Annotated in this window: 18 protein-coding genes, 1 tRNA gene, 1 pseudogene and 2 riboswitches; of the genes and pseudogenes, 12 read left to right on the top strand and 8 right to left on the bottom strand. The window is 68.6% G+C overall.

From position 1 onward, the window contains the following. Positions 1–160 precede the first annotated feature (160 nt). Positions 161–646 (bottom strand): hypothetical protein, encoded by a 486-nt coding sequence (locus CFB35_RS00715; RefSeq protein WP_059638428.1) that lies wholly within the window; start codon positions 644–646, stop codon positions 161–163. Between the two features lie 217 nt (positions 647–863). Between CFB35_RS00715 and CFB35_RS35235 the strand changes: the two are divergent. Next, positions 864–1,022: pseudogene (locus tag CFB35_RS35235) on the top strand (site-specific integrase); the annotation flags it as partial. A 54-nt stretch (positions 1,023–1,076) separates the two neighbouring features. Here CFB35_RS35235 and CFB35_RS00710 read toward each other — a convergent pair. After that, a tRNA-Arg gene (locus tag CFB35_RS00710) sits at positions 1,077–1,152 on the bottom strand. Between the two features lie 251 nt (positions 1,153–1,403). Between CFB35_RS00710 and CFB35_RS00705 the strand changes: the two genes are divergently transcribed. Further along, the gene (locus tag CFB35_RS00705) at positions 1,404–2,291 is read left to right on the top strand and encodes a cytochrome c5 family protein (RefSeq protein WP_059580617.1); all 888 of its coding nucleotides are present in this window, start codon (positions 1,404–1,406) and stop codon (positions 2,289–2,291) included. Positions 2,292–2,402: 111 nt separating this feature from the next. Here CFB35_RS00705 and CFB35_RS00700 read toward each other — a convergent pair whose 3' ends face one another. Beyond that, positions 2,403–4,490, bottom strand: coding sequence for a UvrD-helicase domain-containing protein (locus tag CFB35_RS00700; RefSeq protein ID WP_060966419.1), 2,088 nt, complete (start codon positions 4,488–4,490; stop codon positions 2,403–2,405). Positions 4,491–4,803: 313 nt separating this feature from the next. Here CFB35_RS00700 and CFB35_RS00695 point away from each other — a divergent pair, with 313 nt between their 5' ends. From CFB35_RS00695 to CFB35_RS00660, 8 genes are all read left to right on the top strand, one after another. Further along, positions 4,804–5,511 carry an SGNH/GDSL hydrolase family protein gene (locus tag CFB35_RS00695; RefSeq protein ID WP_089464447.1) on the top strand — a complete coding sequence of 236 codons (708 nt, stop codon included), beginning with the start codon at positions 4,804–4,806 and terminating at the stop codon, positions 5,509–5,511. Between the two features lie 343 nt (positions 5,512–5,854). Beyond that, entirely contained in the window at positions 5,855–6,907 is a 1,053-nt protein-coding gene (locus CFB35_RS00690) for an oxidoreductase (protein WP_059580610.1), read from the top strand. A 208-nt stretch (positions 6,908–7,115) separates the two neighbouring features. Further along, positions 7,116–7,481: a hypothetical protein gene (locus CFB35_RS00685; protein WP_027811833.1), complete on the top strand. Its 366-nt coding sequence runs from the start codon at positions 7,116–7,118 to the stop codon at positions 7,479–7,481. A 114-nt stretch (positions 7,482–7,595) separates the two neighbouring features. Continuing rightward, positions 7,596–7,698: riboswitch (glycine riboswitch) on the top strand. A gap of 33 nt (positions 7,699–7,731) precedes the next feature. Continuing rightward, a riboswitch (glycine riboswitch) is annotated at positions 7,732–7,865 on the top strand. Positions 7,866–7,948: 83 nt separating this feature from the next. Further along, positions 7,949–9,067 (top strand): glycine cleavage system aminomethyltransferase GcvT, encoded by a 1,119-nt coding sequence (gene gcvT, locus CFB35_RS00680; RefSeq protein WP_089464446.1) that lies wholly within the window; start codon positions 7,949–7,951, stop codon positions 9,065–9,067. A gap of 127 nt (positions 9,068–9,194) precedes the next feature. Then, complete coding sequence (gene gcvH / locus CFB35_RS00675) at positions 9,195–9,575, top strand: glycine cleavage system protein GcvH (protein WP_060008850.1); 381 nt, start codon at positions 9,195–9,197, stop codon at positions 9,573–9,575. Positions 9,576–9,633: 58 nt separating this feature from the next. Next, positions 9,634–12,561, top strand: coding sequence for an aminomethyl-transferring glycine dehydrogenase (gene gcvP / locus CFB35_RS00670; RefSeq protein ID WP_089464445.1), 2,928 nt, complete (start codon positions 9,634–9,636; stop codon positions 12,559–12,561). 154 nt (positions 12,562–12,715) lie between these two features. Then, positions 12,716–13,858 carry an alginate lyase family protein gene (locus tag CFB35_RS00665; protein ID WP_059638578.1) on the top strand — a complete coding sequence of 381 codons (1,143 nt, stop codon included), beginning with the start codon at positions 12,716–12,718 and terminating at the stop codon, positions 13,856–13,858. A gap of 30 nt (positions 13,859–13,888) precedes the next feature. Continuing rightward, entirely contained in the window at positions 13,889–15,277 is a 1,389-nt protein-coding gene (locus tag CFB35_RS00660) for an L-serine ammonia-lyase (protein ID WP_059638442.1), read from the top strand. A gap of 66 nt (positions 15,278–15,343) precedes the next feature. On the opposite strand, the gene CFB35_RS00655 is transcribed toward CFB35_RS00660, so the two are convergent. From CFB35_RS00655 to CFB35_RS00640, 4 genes are all read right to left on the bottom strand, one after another. Next, entirely contained in the window at positions 15,344–15,745 is a 402-nt protein-coding gene (locus tag CFB35_RS00655; protein WP_089464444.1) for a type II toxin-antitoxin system VapC family toxin, read from the bottom strand. Further along, positions 15,745–15,981 carry a type II toxin-antitoxin system VapB family antitoxin gene (vapB, locus tag CFB35_RS00650; RefSeq protein ID WP_059638580.1) on the bottom strand — a complete coding sequence of 79 codons (237 nt, stop codon included), beginning with the start codon at positions 15,979–15,981 and terminating at the stop codon, positions 15,745–15,747. Before vapB ends, CFB35_RS00655 begins: the two co-directional genes overlap by 1 nt. Before the next feature lie 119 nt (positions 15,982–16,100). Further along, positions 16,101–16,385 (bottom strand): type II toxin-antitoxin system RelE/ParE family toxin, encoded by a 285-nt coding sequence (locus tag CFB35_RS00645; RefSeq protein ID WP_089464443.1) that lies wholly within the window; start codon positions 16,383–16,385, stop codon positions 16,101–16,103. Then, positions 16,382–16,843 (bottom strand): hypothetical protein, encoded by a 462-nt coding sequence (locus CFB35_RS00640; protein ID WP_059580590.1) that lies wholly within the window; start codon positions 16,841–16,843, stop codon positions 16,382–16,384. Before CFB35_RS00640 ends, CFB35_RS00645 begins: the two co-directional genes overlap by 4 nt. A 298-nt stretch (positions 16,844–17,141) precedes the next feature. Here CFB35_RS00640 and CFB35_RS00635 point away from each other — a divergent pair, with 298 nt between their 5' ends. Beyond that, positions 17,142–18,845, top strand: a complete 1,704-nt coding sequence (locus CFB35_RS00635; protein WP_089464442.1) for a thiamine pyrophosphate-binding protein — start codon at positions 17,142–17,144, stop codon at positions 18,843–18,845. After that, a complete protein-coding gene (locus tag CFB35_RS00630) occupies positions 18,842–19,939 on the top strand; it encodes an ADP-heptose--LPS heptosyltransferase (protein ID WP_089464441.1) in 1,098 nt (365 codons plus the stop codon). The genes CFB35_RS00635 and CFB35_RS00630 overlap by 4 nt, the downstream gene beginning before the upstream one ends. Before the next feature lie 221 nt (positions 19,940–20,160). Here the strand turns inward: CFB35_RS00630 and CFB35_RS00625 are convergent, their stop codons facing one another. Continuing rightward, on the bottom strand, positions 20,161–21,177 hold the full coding sequence (locus tag CFB35_RS00625) for a helix-turn-helix domain-containing protein (protein WP_059638453.1): 1,017 nt from the start codon (positions 21,175–21,177) through the stop codon (positions 20,161–20,163). Between the last annotated feature and the right edge of the window lie 215 nt (positions 21,178–21,392).

Raw genomic sequence — 21,392 nt, 5'->3', positions numbered from 1 at the left:
GACGCACCACTCCTTGCAACGTGTCGATGAAAGCGCAAAGCCTCGCCCAAATGGAGGCTCGCCGATTAATTCACTCGATCGAAGGGGCCCAAGAGCCCCTTCGATGTGATGCGATAGCAATTTCGGCCGGAACGGCGACGACCGTGGCCCGAAAAATCAATTACGCGTATTGGGGCGCTTTGGCGGCTAACGCATCCAGCACCTTGGTGACTCTCCAGTGCTGCGCCTGAGTCCCGTTATAGGCAAACGCCCAAATGACGTTGTTGCCTTGCAAACTGTCGAAGTGGTCGTCGATCACGAGATTCGGATTTGCCACCGACGTGATATATCCCGGGCGCATAGTCAGGCTCCACCGCTGAGATACCGCACCGGTAAATTTACGCACGACGAGCGGTGTCTCGGCAGCAACCTTTCCGTCCTTAAAATCGATCGCCAACTGGTCCGCTGGAGAGTCAGGACTGGTGAAATCGAGAATGAAGAACCCTGGGCTGGCACGAAAATGCCACACGTTTAGTACATCCTGTTCGGTCAGATAGCGTAGTGCCAACGGCGAGTTGGGACCTACAAAGCCGCTCTGGCCAGAATCGGGCACAACGCCGATGCAGCGGCTCCGATCCGCGGCGAATTCAATGATCACGTCACTCATGATATTTTCCTTAATATAATTGAGAAAATAATCGGCCTCGTCCTTCTTAAAACCCCCTTGAATTGCAAGGCCAGAGCGCCCCGCAATCCAAAGGTATCGGCAAGCCACCCTTATCGGTTCTCACCTGGATATAAAATAGACAAATGGCCTCTCGAGCTCAATTACACTTGATTACACATGGACGAAAATCGAGATCGATTGAATATTCGATGCCGACCACGTGCGACGCGACACGCCGCTGCGAGTGCTGAAGGGACCGTGCGAATGGGAGACGATGGAAATGGTACAGCGGTACGCCCACCTATCAGTCGATCATCTGGCGCACAGCGTCGCGCCGCCCACGGCCGAGCCCGCGCCGATTCCGGCTGCAATCTAGCTGCAACGGTAATGCACGACGAAGGAAGGAAACCGCTGAGAGCCTGACTAGGCTTGGCGCGCCCGGCTGGGATCGAACCAGCAACCCCTGCCTTCGGAGGGCAGTACTCTATCCATTGAGCTACGGGCGCGTGAGACAGTGAAACGACCCCATATACAGGCCGTCCACGATTGGCAAGACGGCAAGGATACCCGGTTTCCCATGACGCGTCCACCTTGCCCAACGAATCGGCGTCAGAGCGCGATCCGTGCGGGTAAACACGCGCCATCGCGCCGCTCGCCGTGATGTAAACGTTCCGTCTATAATCGTCCGTGCTTCATTGGACTGCCATTTTGCCGTTGCACCGCGCTCACAATTCCTATTCACGGAGACGAGGCAAGCATGAGCGAAGCACCCCACGAATCTCCCGTCAAAACCCCCGGGCAGCTGATTGCCGTCATCATCGCGTCGTTCGCGATTCCGATCGTCCTGATCGTCCTGTTCGCCAATTACGCGAACCATGCATTCCGTTCCGGCGCCGGCACGGACGCGCTGTCCGACGAGCAGGTCGCCGCCCGTATCGCGCCGATCGCGAAGGTCGACGTGAAGGACGCCAACGCACCCCGCACGTACAAGACCGGCGAGGAAGTCTACAAGGCCGTCTGCGTGACCTGTCACGGCACCGGCGCCGCCGGCGCGCCGAAATTCGGCAACAAGGACGACTGGGCGCCGCGCATCTCGCAAGGCTTCGACACGCTGCTGAAGACGGCCCTCGCGGGCAAGGGCGCGATGCCGCCGCGCGGCGGCACGAGCCCCGACGACGTCAGCGACTATGAAATCGCCCGCGCGATCGTCTACATGGCGAACAACGACGGCGCGAACTTCCCCGAACCGGCCGCGCCGGCCGCCAACGCGGCGCAACCCGCCAGCGGCGCACCCGCGTCGGGCGCCGACGCATCGAACGCACAGGCCGCCGCGGCCATGGCCGCGATCGCCGCGATCCCGAAGGCCGGCGAAAAGCCCGCGGCCGCGCCGACCAGCGCCGACGCCGCATCGGCCGGCAAGGCACTGTATACGCAGGTGTGCCAGGCTTGCCACGCGGCCGGCGTGCTCGGCGCGCCGAAGTTCGGCAGCAAGGAAGACTGGGCGCCGCGCCTGAAGGAATCGATGGATACGGTCTACAACTACGCGCTGCACGGCAAGGGCGCGATGCCGCCGAAGGGGGGGTCGAACGCGTCGGATGCCGACGTGAAGGCGGCCGTCGACTACATGGTCAACGCGTCGAAGTAACGCCTCACCCGGCCATCCGTAAAAAACCCCCGCGGCGCCTGCGCATCGCGGGGGTTTCGTTTTCGCGTTGCCGGTTCGCCGCGCCATCGTGCGCGCGGCAGCGCCGCCGCATCACTTCTGCAGCAACGCCTTCAGGCTCGCGAGCCGATCCTTCGGCGACATCGGCGCCTCTTCCGGCGTCGGCGGCGGCGCTTCGTCGAGCCCCATCTCGGGAATGAAGCGAGACGGTTCGCACACGACCGTCTCGCGCGCCCGCTTGCGCTTCTTGCACCAGTTCAGGTGCAGGCTGCGCTGCGCGCGCGTGATCGCGACGTACATCAGCCGGCGCTCCTCCTCGATCCGCTCGTTGTCGATCGGGCCGTCGTCCTCGCTGCCGCCGCGGTGCGGCATGATGCCTTCCTCGACGCCGACCAAGAACACGTGCGGATACTCGAGGCCCTTCGACGCATGGACGGTCGACAGCCGCACGGCGTCCGGGTCCTCGTCCTTGCCCTCGAGCATCGACATCAGCGCGACGGTCTGGATCAGGCCGAGCAGGTTCTTGCCCGTATCGGCGAGCCCGTCCGCGTTGTGGAAGCCTTCGGCCTCGCCGTCGACGGCCTCCGTCTCCGGCTTGGTGCCCTTGCGCTTCAGCCATTCGAGGAATTCGAGCACGTTCTGCCACTTCGACTGCGCCTGCCGCTCGTCGAACGCGTCGTACAGGTACGCCTCGTAGTGGATCGCCTCCATCATGTCGTCGAGCACGACGGTCGCGGGCTCCTTGTCCGCGCGTTCGGTCAGGCGCTGGATGAAGTCGCAGAACATCCGCAGCGGCTCGACCTGGCGCGCCGACAGCCGCGCCTCGATCCCGCCCATGTACACGGCCTCGAACAGCGACACCTTCGCCTGCCCCGCGAACGAGCCGAGCGCCTCGAGCGTGGTGTTGCCGATGCCGCGGCGCGGCGTCGTGACGGCACGGATGAACGCGGGATCGTCGTCGGCGTTCGCGATCAGGCGCAGGTACGCGCACAGATCCTTGATCTCGGCCTTGTCGAAGAACGACTGGCCGCCCGACAGCACGTACGGGATCCGCTCGCGCCGCAGCACCTGTTCGAAGATGCGCGCCTGGAAGTTGCCGCGGTACAGGATCGCGTAGTCGCGGAACTGCGCGCGCCGCTCGAACTTGTGCGCGGACAGCCGGAACACGACCGATTCGGCCTCGTGTTCCTCGTCGTTGCACGCCGTGACGGTGATCGAATCGCCCATTCCATGCTCGGACCACAGCTTCTTCTCGAACAGCTTCGGGTTGTTCGCGATCACGTTGTTCGCGGCGGTCAGGATCCGCACCGTCGACCGGTAGTTCTGCTCGAGCTTGATCACGTGCAGCTTCGGGAAATCCTTGCCGAGCTGCGCGAGGTTCTCCAGCGTCGCGCCGCGCCAGCCGTAGATCGCCTGATCGTCGTCGCCGACCGCCGTGAACGCGGCGCGCGGGCCCGCGAGCAGCTTCAGCAGCTCGTACTGGCACGCGTTGGTGTCCTGGTATTCGTCGATCAGCAGGTAGCGCAGCTTGTTCTGCCAGCGGTCGCGCACCTGCTCGTTCTTCGCGAACAATTCGGCCGGCAGGCGGATCAGGTCGTCGAAGTCGACCGCCTGGTACGCGTGCAGCGTCGCCACGTAGTTGCGGTAGACCAGCGCGGCCTGATGCTCGTCCTCGTTGGCCGCGATCGCCATCGCCTCGTCGGGCATGATCAGGCCGTTCTTCCACAGCGAGATGATGCTCTGGATCTTGCGGATCAGCCCCTTGTCGGTCGTGCCGAGCTGCTCCTGGATCATCCCGAAGCAGTCGTCCGAATCCATGATCGAGAACTGCGGCTTCAGGCCGACGTGCTCGGCCTCCTGGCGCAGGATCTGCACGCCGAGCGAGTGGAACGTGCAGACGGTGAGCTGGTTGACGGGCACCTTGCGGCCTTCCTTGCCCGGCGTGGTGAGCGTCTTGCCTTCCAGCAGCTTCGACACGCGCTCGCGCATTTCGGCGGCCGCCTTGTTCGTGAACGTGACGGCGGCGATATGGCGCGGCTCGAAGCCTTTGGCTTCGATCAGGTGCGCGATCTTCTGCGTGATCACGCGGGTCTTGCCGCTGCCCGCGCCGGCGAGCACGAGACAGGGACCGTCGAGATAGCGCACCGCTTCGTTCTGAGCGGGATTGAGGCCTGCTGACATGGTGGCGGATGGTGTTGCTGGTTGACGGCGGAACGCCGGGAGGATGCCGTGCGCGGCAGGCTGGCGAAGCAGGCGGACACGCAGGCAGGACGCGCATGTTAACACGTCGGCGGCGTGTATTTCGGGCGCACCGCCGGACGGGGGGCGCGCGGGCTTGCCGGGCGGGCGCCCCCTGCCCGTTCGGCGTGGTCGTGGCTGGCCGCTCGGCCAATCGGGCCCTGTCGGCGCCGTGATCGGACACAATAGGCCCTCCTCCGGCGCCACCTCGCGCCACGCCGCTTCGACTCACTTGAACCCTCACCGGATCGACCTCATGGGATACCCGTTCGCCACCGCCGCCCTCGGCCCGCTGCTGTTCGCACAGGGGCGCTACGTGCGCCGCGTCACGCCGCGGCTGCCCGAGGCGGCCGGCCCGCGCAGCGGCGTGGCGGGCGACGGCCCGCCGCTGCGCGTGCTGGTGGTCGGCGATTCGGCCGCTGCGGGCGTCGGCGTCGCGACGCAGCACGATGCGCTCGCCGGGCAACTGGCGAACGCGCTGGCGGCCACGCACCGCGTGAGCTGGAAACTGCTCGCGCGCACCGGCCTGACCACGCGGGAGCTGGTCGACTGGCTCGCCACCGAACCGGCCGAGCCGTTCCACGTGGCGGTCACGTCGCTCGGCGTCAACGACGTGACGGGCGGCGTGCCGCCCGCACGCTGGGTCGCGCAGCAGGCCGAGCTGGTCCAGCTGCTCGGCACGCGCTTCCAGGTCGGGCACGCGATCCTGTCGGCGGTGCCGCCGATGGAGCGCTTCCCGGCGCTGCCGCAGCCGCTCGCGTGGTATCTCGGGCGGCGCGCGAAGCGGCTCAACGCGGCGCTCGCGGCTTGGGCCGGCGCGCAGCCGCACTGCACGTTCCTGCGGGTCGACCTGCCGCTCGAACGCCATCTGATGGCCGCCGACGGCTTCCATCCCGGCGCATCCGCGTGCGCGGTGTGGGCCGCGCAGGTCGCGGCCGCCGTGCGCCAACGGGTGGGCGGATGATGTGGCACGCGCTGGGGCCGCTGGCGGCTCGGAGCGCCGAGCCGCGCCGAGCCCGGAGCCCGGAGCCCGGAGCCCGGAGCCCGGAGCCCGGAGCTGGAGCTGGGAGCTGGGAGCTGGGAGCTGGGAGCTGGGAGCGGAAGCGGGCAGCCACGACCCGGTCAACCGTACCGCACTGCGCCCCGTCCCGCGCAAAACGCCGGCATTCCTTGCGCAAGCGCCGCTCCGCCTCGCGCGTTTCGCCCGACACGTCTGTGCAAGCGGCGCCGCCATGCCAAAATAGCCGGTCGTCTTCGCGCCGCTCCGGCGCGCCATCCTTTAGTTTCCTTCGCAGCCAGGAATTGCCATGTCGTCATTGCTCAGGATTGGTTTGATGGGTTTCGGTTTCGCCGGCGCGACGTTTCACGCGCCCGTGATCGCCACGAGCGGCCGCACTGAAGTCGCGGCGATCGCGACGGGTCAGCCCGATCGCGCGCACGCCGCGTATCCGGGCGCGCGCATCGTCCCCGACCTCGACGCGCTGCTCGGCCTCGACGACATCGAATGCGTGGTGATCGCCACGCCGAACGACACCCACTTCACGCTCGCGCGCCAGGTGCTAGAAGCCGGCCGCCACGTGGTCGTCGACAAGCCCGTGACGCTCACCGCCGACGAGGCGCTCGCGCTCGCGCGGCTCGCGAACGCGCGCAGCCGGCTGTTCGCGCCGTTCCACAACCGCCGCTGGGACGGCGATTTCCTCACCGTGCGCCGCATCGTCGAATCGGGCGAGCTCGGCCGCCTCACCTACTTCGCATCGCACTTCGACCGCTTCCGGCCGACGCCGCGCACGCGCTGGCGCGAGGAGCCGGCCCGCGGCGGCGGCCTGCTGCTCGATCTCGGCCCGCACCTGATCGATCAGGCGCTCGCGCTGTTCGGCACGCCGGAAACGGTGAGCGCCACCGTCAAGACGCGCCGCGACAACGGCACGGCGCCCGATTTCGTGCACCTGCTGCTCGGCTATCCGGACAAGGACGTCGCGCTCCATGCGAGCGCGCTGTCGGCGATCGAGCCCGCGCGCTTCACGCTGCACGGCACGCGCGGCAGCTATCAGAAATTCGGGCTCGACACGCAGGAAGACCAGCTCAAGGCCGGCCTCACCGCGGACGACGTCGAATTCGGCGGCGGCAATCCGCCCGGCCTGCTGCGCGTGCTCGACGGCGAGGTCGAGGTCGAGCGTCCGGTGCCGACGCTCGACGGCCAGTACGCAGAGTTCTACCGCGCGCTCGCCGCGTCGATCCGCGACGGCGCACCCTTCCCCGTCACCGCGCAGGACGCGGTCGACGTGATGACGATCATCGAGCTCGCCGCGCAGAGCGAACACGACGGCCGCCGGCTGCCGTTCGTGCGCCGCATCGTCTGACGGGCGCCGGCCGGGGCGGCACCGGCCCGGCCGCCCATCGCGCCACGCCGCCACGCGCCGGCGGCGGCGCTGCCGTCTGCCGCCGCCCGCCCCACCGGCACGGCCGGAACATTCCGTTACAAATGGTGCGGGAACGAAAGTCAGCGGTCGTCCGGTCTGACGCGTTTCTCAAAAAGTCGATTCGACACCTATCCGTCAGGAGAATGTGATGCAACGGTTGATTCGCGCAGCGGCATGCTGCGTCCTGGTTTCCTCGCTCGCGGCATGTATTGTTCAGCCGCAGCGGCCGGCCCGGCAGGCGCCTCCGCCGCCGCGACCGAATCCGCAGGTCGTCGCGAACGACCGCATGCAGGAGGTCCAGGGCCGGATCGACAACCTGCATCGGCGCATCGACGCGCGCGTGAACGGCGGCTACTATCCGCCGCCTTACGGCGCGCAGCTTCACCACCGCCTCGACGTGATCCGCCAGGAAGCGAACGACATGTCGGCCCAGCACAACGGCGGCCTGTCCGGCGACGAGCAGCGCGTGCTGAACCAGGAACTCGACACGGCCGCGCGCGCGATCGGCGAATAACGCGCCGGCGCCTGCCGGAGCGAAGAAAAGCGGCGGCGCCCGTTGCCGCCGCTTGTCGCGAAGCGACATTCTTTTGCTCAAATTGACAACGCCCCCCCGCTCGCGTACAGTCGCCCGCACGCGTCGGGAGAGCGTGTGACCGGGTGTTCCGACACCGGTTGCGCCGCCGAAGGGGCACACCCGCAAACTCTCAGGCAAAAGGACCGACCGCGTCGGGGAATCGCGTCCGCGCACTGCGCGGGCCATACGCTCCCCGCACTCTGGAGAGCGGCAGTAGCCCGCAGCGCATCGGCTGCGCGGGCAAGCTGCCCACCGAAGGGGCGCGCGTTCGCCGGGCCTGGCCCGCAGCGCAATCTCTCAGGTATCGAGGACAGAGGGGCATGTACCGGATCGCTCGAGGCCATCGGCTGGGGCGGTCGGCACATGGCCGTTCTGATCCGCGCGCAAGCGCCTTGCCTGAGGCCTCGATGACTGCACTGAATCACACCCCGCTCAACGCCGCGCACCGCGCGCTCAACGCCCGCATGGTCGACTTCGGCGGCTGGGACATGCCCGTCAACTACGGCTCGCAGATCGAAGAACACGCGGCCGTGCGCACCGACGCCGGCATGTTCGACGTGTCGCACATGTGCGTCGTCGATTTCACCGGCAGCCGCGTGCGCGCGTTCTTCGAGCATGCGATCGCGAACAACGTCGGCAAGCTCAAGACGCCCGGCAAGGCGCTCTACTCGTGCCTGCTCAACCCGCAGGGCGGCGTCATCGACGATCTGATCGTCTATTACTTCACCGAAGAATTCTTCCGCGTGGTCGTCAACGCCGGCACCGCCGAGAAGGACATCGCGTGGTTCAACCAGCTGAACGAGCAAGGCGGCTACGGCCTGACGATCGCGCCGCGCCGCGATTTCGCGATCATCGCCGTCCAGGGTCCGAACGCCCGTGAAAAGGTCTGGGCGACGGTGCCCGCCGCCCGCGCCGCCACCAGCGAGCTCAAGCCGTTCAACGCCGCGCAGGTCGCCGGCACGCCGTTCGGCGATCTCACCGTCGCCCGCACCGGCTACACCGGCGAAGACGGCTTCGAAGTGATCGTCCCGGCCGTGCACGTCGAGGCGCTGTGGCATGCGCTGCAGCAAAACGGCGTGCGCCCGTGCGGGCTCGGCGCGCGCGACACGCTGCGCCTCGAGGCCGGCATGAACCTGTACGGCCAGGACATGGACGACACCGTGTCCCCGCTCGACGCGGGCCTCGCGTGGACGGTCGACCTCACCGCGCCGCGCGACTTCGTCGGCCGCGCCGCCCTGGAAGCCAACGGCACGCGCGCCGCGTTCGTCGGCCTGATCCTGCAGAAGGAAAACGGCAAGGCGGGCGGCGTGCTGCGCGCGCATCAGAAGGTCGTCACGCCGCATGGCGAAGGCGAGATCACGAGCGGCACGTTCTCGCCGTCGATGCAGGAATCGATCGCGTTCGCGCGCGTGCCGGCAGCCGTCCAGATCGGCGACACCGTCCAGGTGCAAATTCGAGACAAGCATCTTCCCGCACGCGTGGTAAAACTGCCGTTCGTGCGCAACGGCAAGGTCCTCGCTGCGTAACGACCGAGAAGCGGCCCGGCAGGCCGCCTCCCGGCAAGCCGGGAGATGGCGCCCGGCGCAACCCCATCCGGCGCACCATGGCGGCGCGCCAGCAGAACGAACAAACCCTTTTATCCAGGAGCATCCGATGAGCAACGTCCCGGCCGATCTGAAGTACACCGACGAACACGAGTGGATCCGCACCGAGGCGGACGGCACGCTGACGGTCGGCATCACCGATCACGCGCAGAGCACGCTCGGCGACATCGTCTTCCTCGAGCTGCCCGAAGTCGGCAAGTCGGTGAGCGCGGGCGACGCCGTCGGCGTCGTCGAATCGGTGAAGGCGGCATCCGACATCTACTCGCCGGTGTCCGGCGAGATCGTCGCCGTCAACGAAGCCGCCACCGATGCGCCCGAAGAAGTGAACGGCGACGCGTACGGCGTGTGGCTCTTCAAGATCAAGCTCGCGGCCGGCGCATCGACCGACAAGCTGATCGACGCCGACGCCTACAGCAAGCTGATCGACTAATTTCCCTACCCGAACCGCGCGGCGCCGGCCTCGGCGCGCGCGGGACCAGAGTCACGCCATGAAGCTCGAACACCCGGACCGTCTGATGAACCGCACGCCCCTCTCGCTCGCCGCGCTCGAAACGCACGACGCGTTCGCCGAACGCCACATCGGCCCCGATGCCGCCAGCCAGCAGGCCATGCTCGACACGCTCGGCTTCGCGTCGCGCGCCGCGCTGATCGACGCCGTGATCCCGGCGTCGATCCGCCGCGCCGACACGCTGCCGCTCGGCCCGTTCGCGCAGCCGAAGAGCGAGGCCGAAGCGCTCGCCGCGCTGCGTGCGCTCGCGGACAAGAACCAGGTGTTCCGCTCGTATATCGGCCAGGGCTACCACGACACGCACACGCCGGCCGTGATCCTGCGCAACGTGCTCGAAAACCCGGCGTGGTACACGGCCTACACGCCGTACCAGCCCGAAATTTCCCAGGGCCGCCTCGAGGCGCTCCTGAACTTCCAGCAGATGGTGGCCGATCTCGCGGGCCTCGCGATCTCGAACGCATCGCTGCTCGACGAAGCCACCGCCGCGGCCGAAGCGATGACGCTGCTGCAGCGCACCGGCAAGCCGAAGTCGAACGTGTTCTACGTCGCCGACGACGTGCTGCCGCAAACGCTCGAAGTGATCCGCACGCGCGCGCTGCCGATCGGCATCGAGGTCAAGACGGGCCCGGCCGCCGACGCCGCGCAGGCGAACGCGTTCGGCGTGCTGCTGCAGTACCCGGGCGTGAACGGCGACGTGCGCGACTACCGCGCGCTCACCGAAGCGATCCACGCGGCCGGCGGCCACGTGGTCGTCGCGGCCGACCTGCTCGCGCTGACGGTGCTGACGCCGCCCGGCGAATGGGGCGCGGACGTCGCGATCGGCAACACGCAGCGCTTCGGCGTGCCGATGGGCTTCGGCGGCCCGCACGCCGCTTACATGGCCGTACGCGACGAATTCAAGCGGCAGATGCCGGGCCGCCTCGTCGGCGTGACGGTCGACGCGCAGGGCAAGCCCGCGCTGCGTCTCGCGCTGCAGACGCGCGAACAGCACATCCGCCGCGAGAAGGCGACGTCGAACGTGTGTACCGCGCAGGCGCTGCTCGCGATCATGGCCAGCATGTACGCGGTCTACCACGGCCCGCACGGCCTGAAAACGATCGCGCTGCGCGTGAACCGCATCGCGGCGCTGCTCGCCGCCGGCGTGAAGCAGCTCGGCTTCGCGACCGTCAACGACACGTTCTTCGACACGCTGACGATCGACACCGGCGCGCGCACCGCGCAGATCCACGAATTCGCGAAAGCCAGGCGCATCAACCTGCGCCGCGTGAGCGACACGCAAGTCGGCGTGTCGGTCGACGAAACGACGACGCGCGACGACCTCGCCGATCTTCTCGACGTGTTCGCGCAGGCCGCGGGCGGCACCGCGCCGGCCGTCGACGCGCTGGACGCGGGTCTCGCCGGCATCGCCGCGCTGCCGGCCGGCCTCGAGCGCACGAGCGCGTACCTGACGCACCCGGTGTTCAACCGCCACCATTCCGAAACCGAAATGCTGCGCTACCTGCGCAGCCTGTCGGACAAGGATCTCGCGCTCGACCGCTCGATGATCCCGCTCGGCTCGTGCACGATGAAGCTGAACGCGACGTCGGAAATGCTGCCCGTCACGTGGCCCGAGTTCGGCGGCATCCATCCGTTCGCGCCGGCCGAGCAGACCGTCGGCTACCGCGAGATGATCGACCAGCTCGAACAGATGCTCGTCGCGGCCACCGGCTACGCGGCCGTGTCGCTGCAACCGAACGCGGGCTCGCAGGGCGAGTACGCGGGCCTGCTGATCATCCACGCGTACCACGCGTCGCGCGGCGAAGGCCATCGCGACGTGTGCCTGATCCCGGCGTCCGCGCACGGCACGAACCCGGCGTCCGCGCACATGGCCGGCATGAAGGTCGTGGTCGTCGCGTGCGACGCGCAGGGCAACGTCGACATCGACGACCTGAAGGCGAAGGCCGAGCAGCATTCGGCGAACCTCGCGGCGATCATGATCACGTATCCGTCGACGCACGGCGTGTTCGAGCAGAACGTGCGCGAGATCTGCGAGATCGTCCACGCGCACGGCGGCCAGGTGTACGTCGACGGCGCGAACATGAACGCGATGGTCGGCCTGACCGCGCCCGGCCAGTTCGGCGGCGACGTGTCGCACCTGAACCTGCACAAGACCTTCTGCATCCCGCACGGCGGCGGCGGCCCGGGCGTCGGCCCGGTGGCGGTCGGCGCGCACCTCGCGAAGTTCCTGCCGAACCAGCGCTCGACCGGCTACGCCCGCGCGGAAGACGGCATCGGCGCGGTGTCGGCCGCGCCGTACGGCTCGGCGTCGATCCTGCCGATCTCGTGGATGTACATCGCGATGATGGGCGCGAAGAACCTGACCGCCGCGACCGAAACTGCGATCCTCAACGCGAACTACATCGCGAAGCGCCTCGCGCCGCATTACCCGGTGCTGTATTCGGGCCCGGGCGGGCTGGTCGCGCACGAGTGCATTCTCGACCTGCGTCCGATCAAGGAAACGAGCGGCATCACCGTCGACGACGTCGCGAAGCGCCTGATGGATTACGGCTTCCACGCGCCGACGATGAGCTTCCCGGTGCCGGGCACGCTGATGGTCGAGCCGACCGAATCGGAATCGCAGGAAGAACTCGACCGCTTCATCGCCGCGATGATCGCGATCCGCGAGGAAATCCGCGCGGTCGAGGAAGGCCGCGCCGATCGCGAGGACAACCCGCTGCGTCACGCGCCGCACACGGCGGCCGTCGTCACCGCGAACGAATGGCCGCACGCGTACTCGCGCGAGCAGGCCGCGTACCCGGTCGCGTCGCTCGGCACGAACAAGTACTGGCCGCCGGTCGGCCGCGCGGACAACGCCTATGGCGACCGCAACCTGTTCTGCTCGTGCGTGCCGATGTCGGACTACGCATAACGCACGTCTCGCACCGGAGCGTCCGACCGTGACCACCCCGCACGCAGCCACCGGTTGCGTGCGGTTTTTACGTTCGCCGCCCGGCCAACCGTTTCACGCTTGCGCGCCAATCCGGCTAACATCACACGCGATCCAGCCAATGAAGGAGTTCCGCATGGTGCGTCCGATGTTTCCGGGCCATGGCGCAACCGCGCGGCGGCCGCGCGTGCGCGCTGGCCGCTACGTGCCGATGCTCGTCGCATCGCTGTCGCTGGCCGCCGCCGGCCTCGGCGTGTGCGGCAGTGCGCGCGCGGCGATGAATTTCTGCGCGGCGCCCGCACTGCAGGCAAGCGAGACGACGCAGGCCGAGCCGGGCGTGCAGGCGCTGATCCGCAGCGTCGACGCACGCATCGGCGAGCAGCCGAAGGCGATGGCGCGTGTGCATACCGAGGGCACGCTGCCGCATGAAGGCATCCACGACCAGAGTGAAGCCGCGCTCAAGGACATGGACCTGATGCGCGACGCGGCGCTCGCGTGGCGCGTGACGAACGCGCCGCGCTATCTGCAGCTCGTCGACCGCTTCCTGTCCGCGTGGGTCTCGACCTACCAGCCGAGCTTCAACCCGATCGACGAGACGCGCTTCGACAGCCTGATCGTCGCGTACGACATGACCGCGAGCGCGCTGCCGGTGAAAACGCGCAACGCGACGGCCGCGTTCATCGCGAAGCTCGGCGCCGGCTACGTCGCGCAGGTCGACGCGCAGAAACGCCCGCTCACCGGCACCTGGCGCAACAACTGGCAGAGCCACCGGATCAAGCTGATCGCGTTGTCCGCGTTCACGCTCGGCGACCGCAAGATGATGAACGCCGCGCAGCGGCTGTTCGTCGAGCATCTCGCCGACAACATCGGCCCGGACGGCAAGACCTGGGATTTCGAGGAACGCGATGCGCTGCATTACGCGGTCTACGATCTCCAGCCGCTGGTGACGGCCGCGCTCGCCGCGCGCCGCTTCAACCGCAACTGGCTGCGCGAGCGCGGCGCGAACGGCGCGACGCTCGCGGCCGCGCTCGACTGGCTCGTGCCGTACGCGCTCGGCGAAAAGACGCACGAGGAATTCGTGAATTCGCCGGTGCCATTCGATGCGAAGCGCCGCGAGGCCGGCTTGCCGGGTTATACGGGGCAGTGGGACCCGAAAAACGCCACCGAACTCTTTCATCTGGCCGTGCGGCTCGACGGGCGCTATGCCCGCGTCGCGCAGCAGCTTTCCCCAACGCCGCCCGCATGGCTCGCCGCGTGCCTGCCATTGCAGGCGCGCTAGCACCATTCTTACAGCAAGGCAGGTATCGAAATGGCAGTCAGCGTGTTTGACCTCTTCAAGATCGGCATCGGTCCGTCCAGTTCGCACACGGTCGGGCCGATGCGCGCCGCGCTGATGTTCGTCCAGGGCCTCGAGCGCGACGGGCTGCTCGACGCGACGGCTCACGTGAAGGTCGAGCTGTACGGCTCGCTCGGCGCCACCGGCAAGGGCCACGGCACCGACCGCGGCGTGATGCTCGGCCTGCTCGGCGACGCGCCCGACACCGTCGATCCCGACACGATCGACGCGCGGCTCGAAGACGTCCGCAAGACGAAGCAACTCGCGCTGCTCGGCACGCACCCGGTGCCGTTCGTGCTGAAGGAGCACATCGCGTTCTACCGCCAGGCGCTGCCCGAACATCCGAACGGGATGAAGCTGCGCGCGAGCGACGCGAACGGCGCGGTGCTGGTCGAGCGCACGTACCTGTCGGTCGGCGGCGGCTTCGTCGTGACGGCCGGCGCGCCGAACACGAAGGTGCTGAGCGCGGCCGAGCAGATGACGCACCCGTTCCGCACCGGCGCGGAGCTGCTCGCGCTGACCGCGTCGACCGGCAAGTCGATCGCGCAACTGATGTGGGAGAACGAGCGCGCGTGGCACACAGAGGAAGAAACGCGCGACGGGCTGCTGAAGATCTGGGCCGTGATGCAGTCGTGCGTGTCGCGCGGGTGCGGGATCGGCAACCCGGACGCCGACGGCAACCTGCCCGGCCCGTTCCAGGTCAAGCGCCGCGCGCCGCAGTTGTACCGCACGCTGACGGGCAGCCCCGAACGCGCGCTGCAGGATCCGCTGTCGATGATCGACTGGATCAACCTGTACGCGATCGCGGTCAACGAGGAAAACGCGGCCGGCGGCCGCGTCGTCACCGCGCCGACCAACGGCGCGGCAGGCATCATCCCGGCCGTGCTCCACTACTACACGCGCTTCACGCCCGGCGCGAACGAACAGGGCGTGATCGACTTCCTGCTGACGGCCGCCGCGATCGGCATCCTGTACAAGCTCAACGCATCGATCTCGGGCGCGGAAGTCGGCTGCCAGGGCGAAGTGGGCGTTGCGTGCTCGATGGCGGCCGGCGCGCTCGCGGCCGTGCTCGGCGGCACGCCCCAGCAGGTCGAGAACGCGGCCGAGATCGGGATGGAGCACAACCTCGGCCTGACCTGCGACCCGGTCGGCGGGATGGTGCAGATCCCGTGCATCGAGCGCAACGCGATGGCGTCGGTGAAGGCCGTCAACGCGGCGCGCATGGCGCTGCGCGGCGACGGCTCGCACTACGTGTCGCTCGACTCGGTGATCAAGACGATGCGCGAGACGGGCGCCGACATGAAGACCAAGTACAAGGAAACGTCGCGCGGCGGGCTGGCGGTGAATATCGTCGAGTGCTGATGCGGGACCCGGCGGCAATGCGAGGCCGGTCGGCCGACGTATTGCCGCCGGGCTCGACACCCGGCACTAATCGTTCAGCCAGTTCTCCACGCGCAATCCCGGATAGCTGACGAAATCCCGCTCGTTGTTGGTCACCAGGACGACATCGAGCGATACCGCATGCGCGGCGATCAATTTGTCGAGGTGATCCTTCTTCCGTTCGCGGGTGGCCTCGCGGATCGGACCATACGCTTGCGCGGCCGGCGCGTCGAAAGGCGCGACGGGAATATCCTCGATCAACGCCGCGAGGTTGCGGCGCTCGCGGGCAGGGCCCGTGCATGCGGTCACGCCGTACTCGAGCTCCGCATAAGTGACCGCCGACATGACGACGTCGCCCGTGTAGCACTGCGCAAATCGTCTCGCGACCTGCTCCGGCTGATTTTTCATCAGATAGATGCACATGTTGGTGTCGAGCATGAAGCGCGGCATCACAAGCCCTCGCGTTCGGCCTGTTCATGGTCGCCACGCCCTTCGGTCATGAAGTCCGGCCCGAATTTCGCGAACTTCTCGAGTACGTGCGTCAAAGGCCGCCGCATCGGCCGAATGCGGATTTCGTCACCGACCCGCTCGATTTCCAGCTCGATATCGCTGCGTTCATAGGCAAGGTCCGCAGGAATACGCACGGCCTGCGAGTTGCCGTTTCTGAATACCCTCGTGGTATGCATGTCGATCTCCGCCCGGATGTACATTGTATGTACATTATCCGATGCGGGCCGAGATGTAAATCCATGTGTGTACATAACAGGTGTTCCTTCGGCTGACGAGCCGGCAGTGAATACGCGCGTCACGGCCATTGCCGTCGCGCATGCAGCACGCGGAGGATCTCCACGATGCCCTCGGCCGGCCGGATGCGATACACGAGCACATCGTTCGGCGCGACCACCAGCTCACGCGTGCCGGCCACCCGCCCTCGCCGATACAACTCGGCATGGGCCGGTAACGCCGCCGCCCTTTCTTCCAGCAGTTCGTCGAGCTCGAGGGCGGCCAGCGGGTCGTCCTCGGCGATGGTGTCCATGATCGCGGCGCGATCCTCGTGCGCCTTCGGATTCCAGTGCAACGCAAGGGTCAAGAAGCATCCCCGCGCTTGCCGGCAAGCCGGTCACGCAGCGCCGCACGTCGCGACGCGAAGTCGGCGCTGACTTCGGCGTCCGGAATCGACGCACGCGGGTCGTCCAGCGCCTGCTGCACCTGCTCGCGAAACCAGCGATCGTGGGCCGCCGCCTCGTGTGCCGCCTTCAGCGCCGCCGCGCGATCGGGCCGGGTCGCCCGGCCGGCCGCATCCGGGTCGAATGCCGACGCGTCCACATCGAATCGGCTGATACCGATATCGCGCAGAAAGCCGACCAGCGTTTCAAAACGGCGAAACACCCGCACGTCGCCGCGCTTGGCCGACAGGAAACGTTCGTGTGCGCCGCACCGGGCCGAGAACGCCCAACCGTTGCCGCAACCGACCACGCGGGCCGCACGCACCGCGCCGGCTGCGACCAGCTCCGTCAGCGTCTTTTGATCAATCGTTTCGGTCGTCATGGCGATTCTCGCCCCCCCCCTTTCTCCACGCATTCGCTGAAATTTTACTATTGAGTGGCATCCCAATTTATTGTTATTTGGGATGCCCGCACCAGATCGAGACAAGCGTCAGCCCGCCATCCATAGCACTCACTTTCCGCCGTCGCGCCAGTCTGCACAAGCTGGCCAGTCGGCCAACCGAAGCCGGTGCGCGCTCGCCGAACCGCCCAGCGTTCCGACACTTTTCATCGTCCGCCGTACCGGCGCGCCGCCAACCGGCGTAAGCTGTACGTCCCGCTACCCAGGGAGACGGCAGCCCATGTCGCATTCCAAGGATCTCGAGCCGCGCGCCACCACCGGTGCGCGCTTGCTCGTCGATGCGTTGCTCGCCAATCACGTCGAACGCGTGTTCTGCGTGCCGGGCGAGAGCTTCCTCGCCGTGCTCGATGCGCTGGCGGACGACACCGCCCGCATCCAGACGGTCGTCTGCCGCCACGAGGCGGCCGCCGCGAACATGGCCGAAGCGGTCGGCAAGCTGACCGGCCGCCCCGGCATCGCATTCGTCACGCGCGGGCCCGGCGCGACCCATGCGTCGATCGGCGTGCACACCGCCTTCCAGGATTCGACGCCGATGATCCTGTTCGTCGGCCAGTGCGCACGCGAGCACCTCGACCGCGAAGCCTTCCAGGAAATCGACTACCGCCGGATGTTCGGCCAGATGGCGAAATGGGTCGCGCAGATCGACGATCCGCGCCGCATTCCCGAATACCTGAGCCACGCGTTCCACGTCGCGACGTCCGGCCGGCCCGGCCCGGTCGTGCTCGCGCTGCCGGAGGACGTGCTGTCCGACGCGTGCGCGCCGCAGCCCGTCGTGCCGGCCGCGAAACGCATCGCGGCCGCGCCGTCGGCCGCGCAGATCGACGAGTTGCGCGAGCGGCTCGCGCGCGCGGAACGGCCGTTCGCGATCGTCGGCGGCAGCGGCTGGACGCCGGACGCCTGCGCGAACCTGCGCACCTTCGTCGAACGCTGGCAATTGCCGGTCGCGTGCGCATTTCGCTTCCAGGACACGATCGACAACGCGCACCCGAACTACGCGGGCGACGTCGGGCTCGGAATCAACCCGGCGCTCGCGAAACGCATCCGCGACGCCGACCTGCTGCTCGTGATCGGGCCGCGCCTCGGCGAAGCGACGACCGGCGGCTACACGCTGCTCGACATCCCGAAGACACGCCAGACGCTGGTCCACGTGCACCAGGGCGCGGACGAACTCGGCCGCGTGTACGCCGCCGACCTGCCGATCGTGTCGGGCATGCCGGAGATCGCCGCGCCGCTGGCCGCGCTCGAACCGCCCGAGCGGCCCGCGTGGGCCGGTACGGCCGCCGACGCGCACCGCGCATACCGCGAATGGCATGCGCCGCTGCCGATGCCCGGCGACGTGCAGCTCGGCGACGTGATGGTGCAGTTGCGCGAGCGCCTGCCGCACGACGCGATCCTGACCAACGGCGCGGGCAACTATGCGATCTGGCTGCATCGCCACTTCGCGTACCGGCACTTCCGTTCGCAGCTCGCGCCGACGAGCGGCGCGATGGGCTACGGGCTGCCGGCCGCGCTCGCCGCGAAGTCGCTGTATCCGCAGCGCGCCGTCGTCGCGCTCGCCGGCGACGGCTGCTTCATGATGGCCGGCAACGAGCTCGCGACCGCGATGCAATACGGGCTGAACATCGTCGCGATCGTCGTCAACAACGGCCATTTCGGCACGATCCGCATGCATCAGGAGCGCAACTACCCGGGCCGCGTGCACGGCACCGGGCTCACGAACCCGGATTTCGCGGCCTATGCGCGTGCGTTCGGCGCGCATGGCGAGACGGTCGAGCGCACCGCCGATTTCGCGCCCGCGCTCGAACGCGCATTGACGTGCGGGCTGCCCGCGGTGATCGAGATCCGCATCCCGCAGGACGCGAGCACGCCGGCCGCGACGCTTGAGCAAATCCGCGAGCAAGGCCGCCGCGCGCGCGGCGCATGACGGCGATGGACATGCACGCCGCACCGCCCGCCGCCGTGCTGTCGCACGACGACGCACTGGCCTGCCCCGGCACGCTGCTCTCGCCCGACGGCACGCTCGTCGCGCCGTACGATCTCGAGCATGGCGACGAGCGCGCCAACGGCTACGTGCCTGCCGCATCCTCACTCGGCCTGCTGCACGCCGCGCACCGGCCGTTCCGGCTCGATTACGGCGACGCGCGGCACGTGCACGTGATCAACGGGATGGGCGTCGCGCTCGGCGATTCGGTGATCGGGCTGACGGCCGTCGCCGCGCTGCGTGCGGCCCATCAGGGCCTGCGCTTCACGCTGTACCGGCCCGCGCGCGCGCCGCGCTATGTCGAGGCGCTGTATGCGCTCGCGGCCGACGTCGTCGCGCCGTCACGCGCGCTGCCGTGCCCCGCCGACGCGCTGCCCGCCGACGCGCACCGCATCGACGTCGGCAATCACCTGTACTGGCCCGCATTCGCGCGGCTGCCGATGATCGACTTCTTCCTCGACGCGCTCGGCGTCGATCCGGCCGCCGTGCCGGCCGCCGCGAAACGCAACCGCTGGCTCGCGCGGCTGCCGCTGCCTGCGCTGCCGGCCGAGTGGCGGCGGCCTTACGTGCTGTTCTGCCCGAATGCGAGCACCGCGGTGCGCAGCGTGCCGCGTGCGTTGCGCGTCGCGTTCGTGGAACGGCTCGCGCAACGTTACGGGTTGCCGGTGGTCGGCTTCGGCCCGATCGCGCATCCGGCTTACGTGGACGTGAGCCGCCACGCGACCGACACCGCGCGCTTCATCGCGTGGATCAAGGGCGCGAGCCTGCTGTTCGCGCCGGACACGGCGGCGCTGCATCTCGCCGACGGTTTCGACGTGCCGACGCTCGCGTGCTTCACGACGATCGGGCCGGCGCTGCGCGTGCGCGACTATCCGCATTGCGTGCCGGTCACGCTCGACGTGCCGGCCGAATTGCACGGGCTGCATCGCAGCGAACAGCCGGACGATCTGGCGGCGGTCGACGCCGCTTACCGTGCAATCGACTGGGACGCGCTGGCGTGGCCCGCGCCGCGCGACGCGGCGGCAGCGGCCACCTGAGCGAAGTGGGCGCGTCGGCGAGCGTGGCGATCGAATCGGCAGCGGCACACGCACTGCGCCGGCACGGGCGCCGCTTCGGCTGCCCGGCTGATCCCGCCAGGCTCGCACCGGCCGCCTGAGCGAAGCCGGCGCGGCGGCGAGCGGAACGATCGAACCGGCAACAGCGCGCGCACGGCACCCCCACCGCCGCGAGCGCCGCCCGGCTCACCGCGCCGAACGCGTCACGCGCGATCGCGCAGCGTCTCCGATGGCCGTTTGCCGAACAGGCGCCGGTAATCGGTCGCGAACTGGCTCAGATGCCAGAAACCCCACGCCTCCGCGACGTCCTGCACCGAGCCGGCCGCGCGCCCGCACAGGTCGCGCCGCGCGCCGTTCAGCCGCAGCGTGCGCAGGTAGGTCGCGGGCGCCATCCCGAGCACGTCCTGGAAGCAGTACTGCAGCGTGCGCCGGCTCACGTGCAACTGTTCGCACAGCTCGGGCACGCCCACCGGCCGCGTGCGGTGCGCGAGCACGTAGTCGCGCGCCTGGTCGACGATCCAGCGGCGCGTCGACGGCGCGGCGCCGCTGCCGCCGTCGGCCGGTTGCGCGCACGCATCGAACAGCGCGGCCAGCACTTCGGCCTGCAGGTCGTCGCGCTGCGCATCGGGCAGCGGGCCGGCCATCGCCACCGCGCCGTCGAGCCGGCGGCCGAGCAGCGCGCACAGGCGCGCGAGCCGCGCGTCGCCGACCTGCATCACGCGCTGCGTGAACAGCCGCTCGTCGAGCGCACGGTGCTCGACTTCCTCCGCATAGCGGCGCAGCACGTCGCCGCGCACGACGACGCCGTAGATCGAGAACTGCGCGGGCGTCACCAGTTCGAATTCGACGTTGCCGGGCCGGAACGCGAGCGCGCCGGGGCCGATGCGGCACGCATCGACGCGCGCCGAGCCGTCGCACACGAGCGGGATGCCGAACCAGTACGCATCGCCGCGCACTTCGCAGGCCTGGCGCAGCAGGTGGCTGGTCGATTCGCGGAACAGCTTCATCGTGTCGAGCGGCAGCTCGGTCAGCGTGCCGACGAAGCGGCCGGCCGCGAGCTGGTCGTAGGTCTGCCGCCAGCCGATCAGGTTGCGCGCCTGCTCGTCCGCATCGTGCGCGACGCTAACGACGGCCTGCCCGGCGAACGCGTCGTCGCCCTGCGCGCTGCGCCGCGTGTCTTCGGCGGTCGGCTCCTCCGTACACGCCACATGTCGATTCATCGTGTCCTCCCTCACCTGCGCGGAACCCTGCGTATCACGCAAGTCCCGTGCCGAACCGCACGGCCCGGCGAACCATCCGCCATTGCACGCTGTCCGGCCGATGGGCGCCATGCGGGCGCACCCGAACGCGGCATGCCGCGCACGCCGCCGGTGCGCTCCGCGCGGCCACCGCGCATGCGCGCCGCCATACGCAGGCCGGGTACCGGGCCGGCTAC

The sequence above is a fragment of the Burkholderia sp. AU16482 genome, from assembly GCF_002223285.1.
Classification (GTDB): Bacteria; Pseudomonadota; Gammaproteobacteria; order Burkholderiales; family Burkholderiaceae; genus Burkholderia; species Burkholderia semiarida.
This window is presented reverse-complemented; position numbering and strand designations above follow the sequence as displayed.